This window comes from Halorubrum sp. SP9 (assembly GCF_005435015.1).
GTDB lineage: Archaea > Halobacteriota > Halobacteria > Halobacteriales > Haloferacaceae > Halorubrum > Halorubrum sodomense.
In genome coordinates, this window is the sequence record NZ_SGXU01000029.1 from 15,951 (window position 1) to 30,213 (window position 14,263).

The following is a 14,263-nucleotide window of genomic DNA, read 5'->3' on the forward strand; positions in this document are numbered from 1 at the left end:
CGCGTTCGCGGAGGGGGCTGTACGCGGCGTCGGGGAGCGGTCGTTCCGTGTCGTCCATTCGGTACCTGCCAATACTGACTGACTGGTCAGTCAAAAGCGTTCGGAAGCCGGCGGGCGAGACGCGCGCTTCCCGGGAGCGAGGGGCATTCGAGCTTCCCGGTCACGGGGAGCGGCCGAACGGTCTAAGTGCGCGCGCACCCGAATTCGGCCAATGAGTCTTCGGCCCGCGTGGCTAACGTTCAGGCGATACGCGGCGGCGACGACGGGGATGACGCTCGTCCTCTTCTCGCTCGGCGTCTACACCGCGGCGACCGGCTCCGGGCTGGCGTGCCAGGCCCAGTGGCCGCTGTGTTCCGACCAGCTCATCCCGGCGCTGACGATCAACCCCGACTTCATCGAGTGGTTCCACCGGGCGTGGGCGATGGTGACCGGGTTCCTTATCGTCGGCGTCGCCGGGTGGACGTGGCTCGGCTCCGGGTTCGAGCGCCGGACTCGGCTGGCGGCGACGCTGGCGGTCGCGATACTCCCGATTCAGATCACCGTCGGCGCCATCACCGTCACCCTCGGCGGACTCGTTCCCGGCGGGTACACGGTGTCGACCCACGCCGCGCACCTGATCGTGGCGCTGACCATCTTCACGCTGCTCGGGCTGGCGACCATCTGGGGCGGCGGCCGAGGGAACGCTCGGCTACTACGGGCCGCCGCGGGCGTCGCGGTCGCGGGGATCGTCGCCAGCGCGGTGTTCTCGCGCGCGGTGCCGTTCCTCACCTACGCGCCGCCCGCGCAGGCCGCCTTCTACGCCACCGGGCTCGCCGGCCACCTCGGGCTCGTCGCGACGGTCGCGTACGCGACGGAGGCGGTCCGGTCGGGGTACCCCGGCCTCGACGCCGACACCGCGGGCACCGTCCGCGCGCTCGCCGTCGGGTCCATGACCGCGCTCGTCGGCACGCTGCTGCTCGGCCGCGACCTCGTCCTCTACACCGTCGTCTGGCAGCAGATCAACCTCGTCGCGCTGGGCGTGGCGGTCGCGCTGGCCGCGGGCGCGGCGTGGACCCTCCGCGGAGCCGACGGGATGCGCGACGGCTCCGTCCCGATCGGCGGCGACTGACCGGCGCCGCGCGGCCGAGCTTTTGTGAGCCACCTCGGCAAAGGCGATGTCCGACCCCCAGAGACGGGTTGACCCTGCCCGAGGGAGGAAAGGTTGAAATCGCTCGCCGTACTCGCACGGGTATGACACGCCGTACCCAAGGCGACGTGAGCCGTCGGACGTACCTGAAACTGACCGGCGGATCGGCCGCCGTCGGACTGACCGGCCTCGCCGGCTGCCTCGGCGAGAGCGAGGGCAGCATGACGATCACCCCCGGCACCGCGCCCGGCTTCCCGCCGTTCGAGATGCGGCGGGACGGCGAGCTGGTCGGGTTCGACATCGACCTGCTGGAGGCGGTCGTCGCCGAGACCGACTACGAGCTCGGCGAGTGGGCCACCTTCGACTTCGACGGGCTGATCCCCGCGCTCACGCAGAACGAGGAGATCGACGTCATCGCCGCCGCGATGACCATCAACGAGGAGCGCCGGCAGACGATCGCCTTCTCGGATCCCTACTGGGAGTCCGATCAGGCGATCCTCGTCCGCGAGGGCGGCGACTTCCAGCCGTCGGGGTGGGCGGACTTCGAGGGCGTCCGCGTGGGCGCCCAGTCCGGGACCACCGGCGCCGATCAGGTACAGTCGAACCTCGTCGGGGAGGGGATCATCCCGGAGAGCAACTTCTCGACGTACGACAGCTACGTCCTCGCGGTCGAGGACCTCGTGAACGGGAACATCGACGCCGTCGTCGTCGACAACCCGGTCGCGGAGACGTTCGCCGCGAACCGCGACGTGACGGTCGCGTTCGTCGAGGAGACGGGCGAGCGGTTCGGCTTCGGCCTCCGGCAGGGCGAGTCCGAGTTACAGTCCGCGCTCAACGACGGGCTCGCGACCGTCCGCGACGACGGGACGTACCAGGAGATAACCAACACCTGGTTCGGGCAGGAGTAGGATGTCGGCCCCGGGGTCGCTCGCGCTCGCCGCGGCGGACAGCCTCGGCGCTCTCGCCCCGAGTACTGCCGCCGGTGAGACGCCGCTGACGGCCGCTACAGTCGGATCCGTGAGCGAGTCGATCGACTGGTGGCTCGTCGGCGACCCCGCCGACTGGTGGTTCGTCCTCCGGAACGTCGACTACCTCGGCGGCGGCCTCCTGTTGACCGTCGGGCTCACCGTCGCGTCGATCCTGCTCGGATTCCTCGTCGGCTTCCCGGCCGGCGCGGTGGAGGTGTACGGCGACGGGCGCTGGAAGCGGCTCGTGGAGACGGTCGGCGTCGTCCTCCGCGGGACGCCCATCGTCGTCATCCTCCTCGTGATCTACTTCGTCGTCGGCGTCCCGCAGGTGAACCTCGGTATCGGGTCGATCTCGCCGGCGGTCTCGGCGGGGATCGCGGGGCTGGGGCTGCGGAGCGCGGCGTACCAGTCGCAGATCTTCCGCGCGGCGCTCGGGAGCGTCGACGACGGCCAGCTGGAGGCGGGCCGGGCCGTCGGGCTCTCGCGGTTCGAGTCGATTCGATACGTCGTCGTCCCGCAGGCGCTCCGGCGGTCGATTCCGGGGTTCCAAAACGAGTTCACCATCGTGTTGAAGGACACGAGTATCGTCTTCGCGATCGGGCTCGCGGAGCTTCTGACCCGCGGGTACGACCTGTTCACGCAGCAGACGACCGCGGTCCTCGAAGTCATCCTGTTCATCAGTGGCATCTACTTCGTCCTCACGTTCACGACGAACCGCGCGCTCGATTACCTCGGTACCCGGTACGCGATCCCGGAGGGCGAGTCGACGTGAGTGACGACGTCTTCCTCCGCGTGAACGACGTCTCGAAGTGGTACGGCGACGAGCAGGTGCTCGACGAGGTCTCCTTCGAGATGGACCGCAGCGACGTGACCGTGCTGATCGGCCCGTCCGGCTCCGGGAAGTCCACGATGCTGCGCTGTGTCAACCGGCTCGCGGAGGCGCAGGAGGGGTCGATCACCCTCGACGGCGAGGAGGTGCTCTCGCCCGACACCGACGTCGACAGGCTCCGGCGCGAGGTCGGCATGGTGTTCCAGAGTTTCAACCTGTTCGCGCACCTGAGCGCGCTCGGGAACGTCGCGCTCGGGCCGCGCCGCGTGCTCGGACTCTCAGCGGCCGAGGCCCGCGAGCGTGCGACCTCGCAGCTCGAGCGCGTCGGCCTCGCCGACCAGCTCGAGTCGTACCCGGCGGAGCTGTCGGGCGGCCAACAGCAGCGCGTCGGGATCGCCCGCGCGTTGGCGATGGAGCCGAAGCTCATGCTGTTCGACGAACCGACGAGCGCGCTCGACCCCGAGCTCATCGGCGAGGTGTTGGAGGTGATGCGCGCGTTGGTCGACGAGGGGATGACGATGCTCGTCGTCACCCACGAGATGAGCTTCGCGCGGGCGGTCGCCGACGAGGTCGTGTTCTTGGACGACGGGCGGGTCGTCGAGCGCGGCCCGCCGGAGCAGCTGTTCGAACGCCCCGAGAAGGAGCGAACCGGTCGCTTCCTCGAACGCATCGCGAGCCACGACTGATGGCGGGGGCGACGCGACTGCGGACGGTCGGCGAGCGCGTGGCCGATACGGACCCGTCTGTCGGTCGAATCCTCCTCGTCGCCGCCGGGGCGCTGTTCTGGGGCTGGCTCGTCGTCAGCTGGGTCAACCGATGGCTCGGCGGCGTGATCGCCCCGGTCGGCGAGCCGCTCGTCGCGCCGGACGCCGTCGAGGGCGCGCTCGCCGCGGTGCCGGGGCTCGCCGCGGTTGCGCCCGACGTCGCGTTCGTGGTCGGGCTCACGCCGACCCTCGCACAGGGGACGTGGCTCACGGTGGTCATCACCGGCGCGAGCCTCGTCTGCGGCTTCTTCATCGCCGTGCCGCTGGCGGTCGCGCGGGTGTACGGCCGGTTCTCGGCGTGGCTCTCGCTGGGGTACACCGAGCTGTTGCGCGGGACGCCGCTGCTCGCGCAGCTGTTCGTGCTCTACTACGGGCTGAACCTCGCGGCGTCCGTGCCCGCGGCGTTGTCGGGCGTGTTTCCCCGCGACGTGGTCTGGGTCGCGATCCTCGGGTTCACCCTCAACGGGGCCGCCTACCAGGCCGAGTACATCCGCGGGGCGGTCGAGAGCGTCGACGAGGGACAGATCACCGCGGGGCGGGCGATCGGGCTCTCGAAGCTCGAGTCGATATACTACGTGGTGCTTCCGCAGGCGCTCCGGTACGCGATCCCCTCGTGGACGAACGAGTTCGTCTACCTGATCAAGTACTCGTCGCTCGCGGGCTTTATTACGGTCCCGGAGCTGTACTACTTGGCGAACCGGGTCGCGACGGAGACCTTCCGGTACACCACCGTCTTCCTCGTGCTCGGCGCGATGTACCTCGCGCTCGTGCTCACGGCGTCGAAGTTCATGGAGCGCGTCGACGACCGGGTCGCGATCCCCGGGCTCGGCGCGGATCGGGAGCGCTGACGGTCAGCCGCCGAAGTCGGTGACGACCTCGACGCCCCGCACGTCGTACTCGTCCATGGCGGCTATCCGGTCCGAGACCTCCGACAGCGACAGTTCGCGGGCGACGAGCGCGCCGGGGTCGATCCCCGTCGCCTCGATCAGCGCGAACAGGTCCGGGTAGCTCGTCGGCGGCATCCCCCGCGACCCGAGGAAGGAGATCTCCCACCGCGTCATCCAGTCCGTCGGCAGCGACACCTCGCCGCGCTCGGCGTCCGTCGTGAGCCCGACCTGGACGTGCGTGCCGCGCGGCCGCAGCGACCGGACGGAGTTACGGCAGGTCTCCGCGATCCCCAGGGCGTCGAGCGAGACGTCTGCGCCGCCGTCGGTAAGCGCGCGGACGCGCTCGGGGACGGAGCTCTCTTCCGGGAGCGACGCCGGGTTCACGGCGGCGTCCGCGCCGAACTCGGTCGCGAGCGCGAGGGCGTCGTCGTCGACGTCGACCGCGACGACGCGCGCGCCGAGCGCCGCGGCGATCTGGACCGCGGAGAGCCCGACGCCCCCGCAGCCGTGGACCGCGACGGCGTCGCCGCCGCCGACGGTCGCGCGCTCCGCGAGCGCGTGATACGCGGTCATGTACCGGCAGCCGAGCGCCGCCGCCGCGGTCGCGTCGAGCCACTCGGGGCGCTCGACGAGGTTGTAGTCGGCCGTCGGGACGGCCACGCGCTCCGCGAACGCGCCCGGCGCCTCCGGCTCGAACCCCAACGCGCGGCCGCCCTCGCACACGTTCCCGGCCCCGCGACGGCAGTACTGGCAGGTACCGTCGCCGAGCGAGAAGGGGACGACAACCCGGTCGCCCGCTCGGAATCGCTCGACCTCGCGGCCGACGGCGACGACCTCGCCGGCCGGCTCGTGGCCGAGTATCTGTCCGCGCGGCACCCGATCGTCCGCCCACTCGCCGTGGCCGGCCCAGGCGTGCCAGTCGCTGCGGCAGACGCCGCAGGCGTCGACGCGGACGACGGCGCCGTCGGGCTCGGGTCCGGGGTCGGGAACCGTCCGAATCTCGAGCGGTTCGCCGTACTCCCGCAGGATCGCTGCGCGCATGCGACGATCGATCGGCGGACGCGACAAAGTTCTCCCGGCGATCCCGCCCGCTATCGATTATTTCGCGAGCCGGGAACTTTATCTCAGCGTCTGACAAGTGATAGCCGAGTAAGATTTATCCTGGCCGAGTCGCCTCGGTGACACGTGCCGCGACCCATGGAACGGCGCCCCGGGATAGCGTACCGTCGCCCCGAGGGCGACCCGTCCCGGTTGGTGGTCGAGGCGTCCGGGGAGCCGGGGCTCGACGCACCGCAACGGCCGGACGGCGGGTGGTTCGACTGCGTGGTCGACGAGGACTGCGACCGGCTCCGAGAGGCGCTGGAAGCGGGCCCGGTCGACGTCGTGTATCGGGTCGGGCCCCACGGGGAGCCACAGTGGGTCCACGAGCGCGGGCGGACGACCGAGGGCGGCGACGTGGTCGGATACCTCTTCCTCGCGGACGACCGCGTGGAGCGACGGCGGCGGCCGGAGCGACAGCGGGAACGGCTCGAGGAGTTCGCGAGCGTCGTGAGCCACGACCTCCGGAACCCGCTCTCCGTCGCGGTCGGGAACGTCGAGCTGGCCGACGAGCTCGACGGCGAGGCGTCGAGCGAGCGGTTGGACCGCGCCCTCGACGCGCTCGACCGCATGGACGACCTCGTCGGCGACCTCCTGACGCTGGCCCGGGAGGGGCAGACGGTCCAGTCGACGGAGCCGACCGACCTGCGATCGGTCGTCGAGAGCGCGTGGGGGACCGCCGGCGAACCGGCCGACGCCGCGCTCGTCGTCGACGGGGCGCTCCCGACGGTCCCGTGCGACGCCGACAGGCTCTGACAGGCCCTCGAGAACCTCTTCCGGAACGCGATCGAACATGGCGTGCCCGACGGGGACGAACCGGCGGACGCCGGTATCGACGACGAGTCGGCGCCCGGAGACGGCGTCGCGCCCGGCACGTTCGCGCCGCGTGCGGGACCGAACGCGGACGGCGCCCCGACGGAACCCGACGACGCCGCGGTCCGCGTCCGGGTCGGGCGGACGGAGGACGGGTTCTACGTCGCGGACGACGGCCCGGGGATCGACCCCGAGCAGCGGGAGGCCGTCTTCGAGCCGGGCCACACGACGGCGCCCGACGGCACCGGCTTCGGACTGGCGATCGTCGAGCGGATCGCGGAGGCGCACGACTGGACGGTGTCGGTGGCGGAGGGCCGCGAGGGCGGCGCGCGGTTCGAGTTCGTCGTCGGCGATTCGCTCGACGCCCCCGAGGCGAGCGAACGCGACTCTGACCCGAACTCGGCTCCGGTCAGCGGCGGCGGAGAGCGGTAGCCGGCGGCCGCGCCCGACTCACATGAAGTCGGTGAGTCCGGCCTGGTCGTCGTCGTCCTCCTCGTTCGACGCGCCGGTCTCGGCGTCGGATTCCGCGTCCGAGTCGCCTCCGTCGCTTCCGGCAGAAGTCGCCTCGGATCCGCCCCGGTCCGTCTCGTCGGTCGCGGCCGCGTCGCCTTCCTCGCCTTCCCGAGCCGCGCCGTCGAACGCGAAGGCGCCGTCCGCGTGTTCCTCGATCAGCTCGTCGCGCCGTGCCTGCGCGTCCTCGACGATCGACGCCACCTTGTTCGTCGACTCGCCGGAGCCGGTGACGAAGGCGACGGCGGCCTCGTCGAGGTCGTAGGCGGCCGCCATCGCGACGGTCAGCTCGCGGGGCTTACAGTGGTGGGTGACCGCTTGGAGGAACGGCAATACCTCGCGGCGGGCGGTCGCGACGCTACAGCCGCTCGCGGCCGCGACCTTGTCGACGACCTCGTCCGCCGTCGCGTCCGACGACGACCAGAACTGCGGCCGGCCGTACCGCGTCCAGCCGCCCTTCTCGCCGTCGCGGGCCGCCGCGACGCCCGCGGCCGCGTTGTCGGTCGCGTACCGCCAGTAGGTGTAGTTCTGCGTGGCGCGGACCCGGCCGAGCCACACGTCCGCGTTGGCGAGGAAGTCGTACGCGCGGACCGCCTCCGCCGGTTCGTACACGTCGAGGAGGTTGTTCTCGATCCACCGCGTCAGGTCGTCCGGCGTCTCGTCGACGGCGTACGCCGACTGGAGCGCCTCCTCCGCGGACTCCTCTTTCAACACGGCGTCGAGGAACGGGAACAGCCCCAGCGCCTTGTCGCGGTCGCCGGTGACCACGTCCTCGACCGCGATCGAGTCGCGGCCCTGCGTCGCGGCCTGAAGGTCGTTGATCGCGCCCCGCAGGTCACCGCGGTTCCCCTCCGCGATCCGCTGGAGGGCGTCGGACTCGAACTCGATCCCCTCCTTGCGACAGACGTCGCGGAGGACGGGGACGATCGAGCGCGCGGAGACGTCGCGGAACTCGATCTCCTGGGTCGCGTTCCGGAGCCCCCGCGACATGTCGTAGTAATCGTTGGCGATGAGCACGATCGGCTGGCCGGACTCCTTGACCAGCTCCGTGATCGCGCTCGCGCCGCCGCGGTCGTAGTTGCCGTGGATGTTGTCCGCCTCGTCGAGGATGACGAGCTGCCGGGAGGCGGTGTCGCCGCCGGCCGCCCCGCCGCCGGCCGCGCTCCCGCCGAGGGTGGCGTTGCGCGCGGCCCGCCCCGCGGACCGTTCGATGACGTCGGCGGTGCGCTGGTCGGAGGCGTTGAGCTCGACGGTCTCCCATCCCATGTCGTTCGCGAGCGCGTGCGCCGCGCTCGTCTTCCCGACGCCCGGGCTCCCGTGGAGGACGACCGCCTCGCGGTGGTCGTCCCACGAGCGGGCCCACTCCGCGAACGCGTCGCGGGCCTTGTCGTTGCCGCGCACCTCCGAGAGCGTGCTCGGGCGGTACTTCTCCGTCCAGTCGGCCATTACCGGAGCAAGGAGCGAGCCGCGTTTAGTGGTTGCGGAGCGACCGGCCGAAGGTGGTCAGCGGCTTTGTGAATCGAACCGATCTCGTCTACAGCTTCGGGGAGCGACGCGTCCGTCCGTGTGACTTCCACGCTCTCTGCCCGGAGCTGTGCGTCGAAGCTCGCGTCCGTACCGGGGCAAGATGGGCAACGAGCAAAAACTCGATGACTGTCTTCCACGCGGGGTCGCTCGCGCCCCCCGCTCCCGTCCGCCGAACAGCAGTTCGAAGACGAGCTCGGCGTGGACGTGACCCGCGCTGTCGTTCGAAGCCGATATAAAAACGGTGCGAGACTGTTCAAATCCCCCAGTACAAGCCAGCTACAGCGTGATGACCTGGTCGACGCCGACCTCGCCGAGCGCCTCGTAGAGGTCGGGGAAGCAGCCGACCGTGGCGCCTTCGACGGTGTTCGTCGGCTCGTAGCGGTCGCGGCCGTGTTCGTCGGTGCGGTCGTACTCCGCGAGCCCGCGGCGGGTCGCACACTGGTCACAGAGCATGAGCAGGATCTCCTGCTCGGCGGCGACGTCCGCCAGGCGCTGACCGAGCGGGTCGTCCTCCCGGAGCGCGTACGTGTTGTCGTGGAAGAAGAACATGCCGACCACGTCTGCGCCGTGCGCGCCGGCCTCCAGCTGCGGCAGGATCATGTCCCCGAGCACGTAGTCGATGGTCTGTCCGGCCGTCGCGAAGACGTATGCGACCTTCATACAGCGGGGACGGCGAACGGGGAGATTACGGCGGCGACTCCGGCAGGGTTCCCCGCGGTCTGTGACGCGTCAGACCACGACCGCGCCGAACGGGTACGCCGGCGTGTCGGCGGTCCAGACGGTCCCGTCCGCGACGTCGACGAGCGAGATCCGGTCGTCGTCGTAGTGAGACACGAGGAGCCGGCCGCCGCCCACCGGGGCCGCGACGAGCCCCGGTGCGCTCGTGTCGACGACCGCGCCGTCGATCGACCGCAGCCGGGCGGCCTCGGCGTCGAGCACCCACCACCGACCGTTCGTCTTGAACAGGTCGACCGGGCGGGAGAACCCCTCGTGAACCGCTTCGAGCGTCAGGTCCGGCGAGAACTCGTGGACCGTCCCGTCGGCTCTCCCCGGGACGAACACGCGATCGGCGGTGACGACGAGGTCGTACGGGTCCGCGCCGACCGCGGCCGCGTTGCGAACGTGGCCGACTCGGGTCGCGGGCGCGTCCGGCTCTTCGCCTCCGTGACCGGCCGGCTCGAAGACGACGATCCGGCTCCCGTCCTGGTCGACGGCGTACCCGCGGTGCCCGTCGGGCGCGAGCGCGACGCCTTGTACCCTCGCCTCCGGACCCGCGTCGACCGTCCCGAGCCGCTCGCGAGTCGCGGTATCGACGACGTCGACGACGCCGTCGCGGCGGCTGCCGCTGTAGAGACATCGTTCGTCGGGACCGACGGCGAGTTCGTGCGGTTCCGCGCCGACGCCGACCCGGCCAGTGAGTGTCAGTTCCACCGGGTCGATCACCGCGAGCGCGTCGCCGGCCGAACAGGAGACGTACAGATCGCCGTTCGCGCTCGCGAAGTGCGAGGGGCCCAAGACGCCGGTGTCGACGCGGGTCACCTCGCCGCCGGGGTCGACCGCCGTCACCGATCGCTCGCCCATGGTCGCGACGAGCGTCCGGTCGGCAGTCGTCGTCGCGTGGACCGGGTGGCTGCCGACCGGGACCGAACCGAGCGGCTCGCCCGTGGCGAGCGCGAACAGCGCCAAGACGTCCGCGCCCTCGCAGGGGACCGCGACGACGCGACCGGGTGCGTCGCCCGCGTCCCCGTCGATCGGGCCGTCGCGGCTCATCTCATCCAGTACAGGAGAAGTCGCCGCTGTTGTCGTCGCCGCCGACGCTCCCCTCGGTCTCGACCACGACGTTCGTCGCCGTCTCGACCGGGTGTCGCCCCCGGTCGTCCGCGTTCGCCCACTCGCTGAAACCGCCGTCGTAGACGCGGACGTCCTCGAAGCCGATCGCCCGCAGCGTGAGCCACGTCGAGGTCGGGTCCACGTTGTCGTCGCCGTACACGACGACCGTCTCGCTCCGGTCGAGCCCCGCCTCGCCCTCGTACAGCTGGACGAGCCGTCCCGGCTCCGTCATCCGGCGGCCGGAGACGTTCCCCACCCAGTGGACGTCGATCGCGCCCGGGATGTGGCCGTGGCGCTCGTGGTCGTCGTTCAGCGCGGCGGAGCCGGCCGCGGCCAGGTACGCCTCTGGCACCCGTACGTCGACCAGCCCGGGGCCGCCGTCGTTGAACGAGCCGACCCGCTCGGCGAGCCACTCGCGAGTGACCCACGCCGACGGCGCGGGGTCGGCCTCGTAGTCAGTCGTCGAGACCTCCCGCCTCGTCCCCGTCCCGAGCCGACCGTTCCAGCCGTCGAGCCCGCCGTTCAACGCCTTGATCGCGCCGGAGTGGCCGATCGCCGCGAGGGCGAACGCGGTCCGGGTGACCCGGGAGCCGACGCTCGCCCCGTACACGAGCACGTCGTCGTCCGGCGCGACGCCGACCGACCCGAACGCGGCCGCGACGGCGTCGGCGTCCGGAACCGCGCCGTCGTCGGTGCTACGCTGACTCGTGATCGCGTCGAAGGGGACGCGGCGGGCGCCGTAGATGCGCTCCTCGCGGAACCGCTCGGCGTTCCGCGCGTCGAGGACGACGGCGTCGTCGCGGTGCTCGGCCGGCCAGCTCGGGCCGACGAAGTGGGCGACGTTGCCCGTCACCGCGTACTCCGCCGCCACGTCGGCCGGCGTCGTGACGCTCAGGCAGCCGGCCGTGCTCGCCGCGCCGGCGACCGTCGCGCCGGCCGCGGCGCGGAGCAGCCCGCGACGCGTCGCGTCGCCGCTTCCGTCGTCGTCGGTCTCCGGGGTTTTTTCGACCATTAGCCGCAGTAACAGTGGTCGTCCATACACCACGACGCCTCCATGTCGCCGAACGTGACGCCGAGCGAGGCGAGCGACGCCTGGAGGCTCGACACCGCGTCGCTCTCGGGGCGAACGGTCCCCGCGGCGGCGCCCGTCGGCGCCTCACCGACGCCGATCGTCGTCGCGACCTCGCGGTTCGCGTGGTCGATCACCGCGACCTGATTGGCGTCCTGGACCGGGACGTACAGCTTCTCGCGGTTCGGTCCCCACGCGCCGGCGATGCTGCTCCCGCCGACGTCGAGCGTCGTCGCGTACTCGTTCGCCTCGAGGTCGATCACGCCGACGCCCTCGCCCGGGATGAACAGGTACGCCGCCGAGTTGTCCGGGGCGACCTCGCTCGTGATCGGCGCGCCCGGGAGCCCCTCGTCGCGGGTGATCTTCGCGATCTCCTCGGGGTTCTCCGGGTCGGAGATGTCCCAGACGCTCTCGGAGCCCTCGCGCGGCACCTCGGGGTCGCCGCCGAGCGTCCCCTCGCCGTTCTCGACGAGGAGCAGCTCGCCGTCGAAGGAGGCCGTGCACATGAACGGGAGGACGTTCCCCTCGGTGACCGGCTCGCCGGCGTCGACCCGGGTCACCGTCTCGAACGGGTCGACGCTCAGCACGCGGATCGCCTCGTCGGCGACGTCGACGACGAACGCGTAGTCGCCGTTCGGGCCGAGCGTCATGTCGCAGGGGCCGACGTAGCCGGTCTCGATCTCGGCGGTCACCTCGCCGAAGGTGTCGCTCTCGCGGTTCGCGTCGACGCGGAAGATCGCGTGGTTCGCGTCCCCTTCGGGCGCCATCCCGGTCGTGCCGCCGGAGGCGATAAGCAGGTGTTCGCCGTCGGGCGTCAGGTTCGGGTAGTTCGGACCGAACCCGGTCTCAATGTACGCCAGCTCCTCGAGGGTGCGCTGGTCGACCGCGCGGACGCCGCCGGCGACGTTGAGCCAGAGCACGTCGTGGTCGGAGTCGACGCCGGTGGTGTACTGGTTGGCCGGGAACGAGGCGGTGGTCCCGAGGAACGCCGAGGTGACCAGCTCGTCGGACTCGGCGTCGATGACGCTCAGCGTCCGGTCCCCGTTGTTGAACACGAACATCGTCGGGACGGCCTCGCCGCCGCCGTCGCCGCCGCCACCGCCGGAACACCCGGCGAGGGCGGCCGTCGCGCCGACGGTCCCGGAGGCCTGAAGCAGGCGCCGCCGGTCGACGCCGTCCGCGAAGGGGTTCCGACGGGCGTCGTTCGCCAGCTCCTCGCCTTTGGCGGGTCGCGGGGACTGCGCCGTCCCCTCCTCGGCGGTGTCGGTCGTCCCGCAGCCGCAGTCATCGCTCATGCCACACCCCAACGGCTTCGCGGCAAAAGCCTCGCCGGCCTGCCGGGTCGTTGCCCCGTGTCCGTCTTCGCGGCAATAATTGCGTCGTCCCGTGATCGAGGGGCGTCGTTACCGTGTCCGGCGTCGTTTTACCCGTGAAGCGGGTACCGAGGAGCAATGATACTCTCGCCGAGCGGCTACATCGGCGTCTCGATCGCGGTCGGTCTCGCCTTCGGAATTCTGCTTCAGAAGGCGCGCTTCTGTTTCGTCAGCGCCTTCCGCGACTTCGTCGCGTTCAAGGACACTCGCGTGCTGAAGGGACTGCTCGCCGGGATCGCCGTGATGACCGTCTTCTGGAGCCTCCAGGCGACGTTCGGCTACTTCCGCGGCTTCTGGACCCCCGCGTGGGGGCTGGGGTCGGTGTTCGGCGGCTTCGTCTTCGGGCTCGGGATGACGCTGGCCGGCGGCTGCGCGTCGGGGACGCTGTACCGCGCGGGACAGGGGTACCTCCAGTTCTGGCTCGTCCTCCTGTTCATGTTCGTCGGCTACGTCCTCTTCGCGTTCGCGTTCCCGGTCGCGGAGACGTACTACTTCCAGACGCTGAACCCGTTCGAGGGGCAGACGCTGTACCTCGCGCTCCCCTTCTCGCCGGCGGTCACGGGCGCGCTCGCGGTCGCCGTGGGGACGGTCGCCTACGCGTTCGTGAAGGGACGTAGCCAGCTCCCGGACGACCCGTCCGGCGGCACCGGCGTCGCCGCCGACGCACGGGCGCAGGCCGCGCTCGGCGGCTCGCGGCTGCTCTCGTCGGTGGCGATCGGCCTGCGCGGCATCGCCGACGGCACCGTCGAGTACGTGCGCGGCCTCCGCGACGACGACCGCCCGGTGACGGTCCGCCTCCGCGACTCGTGGGACGCCCGGACCGCGGGCGTCGCGATGGCGCTCGTCGCGAGCCTCTGGTTCTCGGTCCACGGCCACTGGGCGATCACCGGCAGCGAGGCGCGCTGGGCCGGCTACCTCCTCGCCGGGGCGGGGTTCGACGTCGCGAGCGTCGAGTACTGGGGGTCGATCCTGTTCCGCGACGGGAACATCTCGCTCACCATCGACATGCTGATGATCGCGTCGCTGATCGTCGGCTCCTTCGTCGCCGCGTACGCCTCCGGCGACTTCCGGATCCGGAAGCCGAAGCTGAACCGCGTGCCGAACTACGCGGTCGGCGGCCTGCTGATGGGCGTCGGCTCGCGGCTCGCCGCCGGCTGCAACATCGCGAACCTCTTCTCCGGGGTCGCGCTGCTGTCCGTCCACTCCTTCCTCGCCGGCGCGGGCATCATCCTCGGAGTCTACGTGATGACCCACTACATGTACCGCGAGGTCGGCTGCGCGATTTAGGTGGAATCCGCGGTCCAGTTCGGACTCCTCGACTGAGCTAGTGACTCACCGGGATTCGGCGGAGTGACCACCACCAGATCGACGTGGAGCTCCTCCAAAGCCCCACCCCGTACCGCTCCGCACAGCGCCTCACGCCTCCCCAGCCTCGTCGGCCTCCCTCCGCTTCGCTCCGGTCGGCCGAC

General features: G+C 71.3%; 12 protein-coding genes and 1 pseudogene. 7 read left to right on the forward strand and 6 right to left on the reverse strand.

Annotated elements, in window-relative coordinates:
* Positions 1 to 211: 211 nt before the first annotated feature.
* From EXE45_RS13360 to EXE45_RS13380, 5 genes are all read left to right on the forward strand, one after another.
* A complete protein-coding gene (locus EXE45_RS13360; RefSeq protein WP_137694620.1) occupies positions 212 to 1,108 on the forward strand; it encodes a COX15/CtaA family protein in 897 nt (298 codons plus the stop codon).
* 122 nt (positions 1,109 to 1,230) lie between these two features.
* On the forward strand, positions 1,231 to 2,034 hold the full coding sequence (locus tag EXE45_RS13365; RefSeq protein ID WP_092923557.1) for a basic amino acid ABC transporter substrate-binding protein: 804 nt from the start codon (positions 1,231 to 1,233) through the stop codon (positions 2,032 to 2,034).
* A 1-nt stretch (position 2,035) separates the two neighbouring features.
* A complete protein-coding gene (locus EXE45_RS13370) occupies positions 2,036 to 2,866 on the forward strand; it encodes an amino acid ABC transporter permease (RefSeq protein WP_092923554.1) in 831 nt (276 codons plus the stop codon).
* Positions 2,863 to 3,609, forward strand: a complete 747-nt coding sequence (locus EXE45_RS13375; protein ID WP_092923551.1) for an amino acid ABC transporter ATP-binding protein — start codon at positions 2,863 to 2,865, stop codon at positions 3,607 to 3,609. Before EXE45_RS13370 ends, EXE45_RS13375 begins: the two co-directional genes overlap by 4 nt.
* The gene (locus EXE45_RS13380) at positions 3,609 to 4,535 is read left to right on the forward strand and encodes an amino acid ABC transporter permease (protein WP_137694621.1); all 927 of its coding nucleotides are present in this window, start codon (positions 3,609 to 3,611) and stop codon (positions 4,533 to 4,535) included. The genes EXE45_RS13375 and EXE45_RS13380 overlap by 1 nt, the downstream gene beginning before the upstream one ends.
* Before the next feature lie 3 nt (positions 4,536 to 4,538).
* Here EXE45_RS13380 and EXE45_RS13385 read toward each other — a convergent pair whose 3' ends face one another.
* Positions 4,539 to 5,615 carry a zinc-dependent alcohol dehydrogenase family protein gene (locus EXE45_RS13385; RefSeq protein WP_137694622.1) on the reverse strand — a complete coding sequence of 359 codons (1,077 nt, stop codon included), beginning with the start codon at positions 5,613 to 5,615 and terminating at the stop codon, positions 4,539 to 4,541.
* A gap of 144 nt (positions 5,616 to 5,759) precedes the next feature.
* On the opposite strand from EXE45_RS13385, the pseudogene EXE45_RS13390 reads away from it, so the two are divergent.
* Positions 5,760 to 6,917, forward strand: a pseudogene (locus EXE45_RS13390) (sensor histidine kinase).
* Positions 6,918 to 6,935: 18 nt separating this feature from the next.
* On the opposite strand, the gene EXE45_RS13395 reads toward EXE45_RS13390, so the two are convergent.
* From EXE45_RS13395 to EXE45_RS13415, 5 genes are all read right to left on the reverse strand, one after another.
* Positions 6,936 to 8,441: a replication factor C large subunit gene (locus tag EXE45_RS13395; RefSeq protein ID WP_137694623.1), complete on the reverse strand. Its 1,506-nt coding sequence runs from the start codon at positions 8,439 to 8,441 to the stop codon at positions 6,936 to 6,938.
* Between the two features lie 357 nt (positions 8,442 to 8,798).
* Positions 8,799 to 9,182: a SaoD/DsrE family protein gene (locus tag EXE45_RS13400; protein ID WP_092923537.1), complete on the reverse strand. Its 384-nt coding sequence runs from the start codon at positions 9,180 to 9,182 to the stop codon at positions 8,799 to 8,801.
* Between the two features lie 69 nt (positions 9,183 to 9,251).
* A complete protein-coding gene (locus EXE45_RS13405; protein ID WP_137694624.1) occupies positions 9,252 to 10,292 on the reverse strand; it encodes a YncE family protein in 1,041 nt (346 codons plus the stop codon).
* A gap of 1 nt (position 10,293) precedes the next feature.
* Entirely contained in the window at positions 10,294 to 11,364 is a 1,071-nt protein-coding gene (locus EXE45_RS13410; protein ID WP_092923531.1) for a sulfurtransferase, read from the reverse strand.
* The gene (locus EXE45_RS13415; RefSeq protein ID WP_092923528.1) at positions 11,364 to 12,716 is read right to left on the reverse strand and encodes a hypothetical protein; all 1,353 of its coding nucleotides are present in this window, start codon (positions 12,714 to 12,716) and stop codon (positions 11,364 to 11,366) included. Before EXE45_RS13415 ends, EXE45_RS13410 begins: the two co-directional genes overlap by 1 nt.
* A gap of 156 nt (positions 12,717 to 12,872) precedes the next feature.
* Here EXE45_RS13415 and EXE45_RS13420 point away from each other — a divergent pair, with 156 nt between their 5' ends.
* Positions 12,873 to 14,081 (forward strand): YeeE/YedE family protein, encoded by a 1,209-nt coding sequence (locus EXE45_RS13420; RefSeq protein WP_137694625.1) that lies wholly within the window; start codon positions 12,873 to 12,875, stop codon positions 14,079 to 14,081.
* The last annotated feature ends 182 nt before the right edge of the window (positions 14,082 to 14,263 follow it).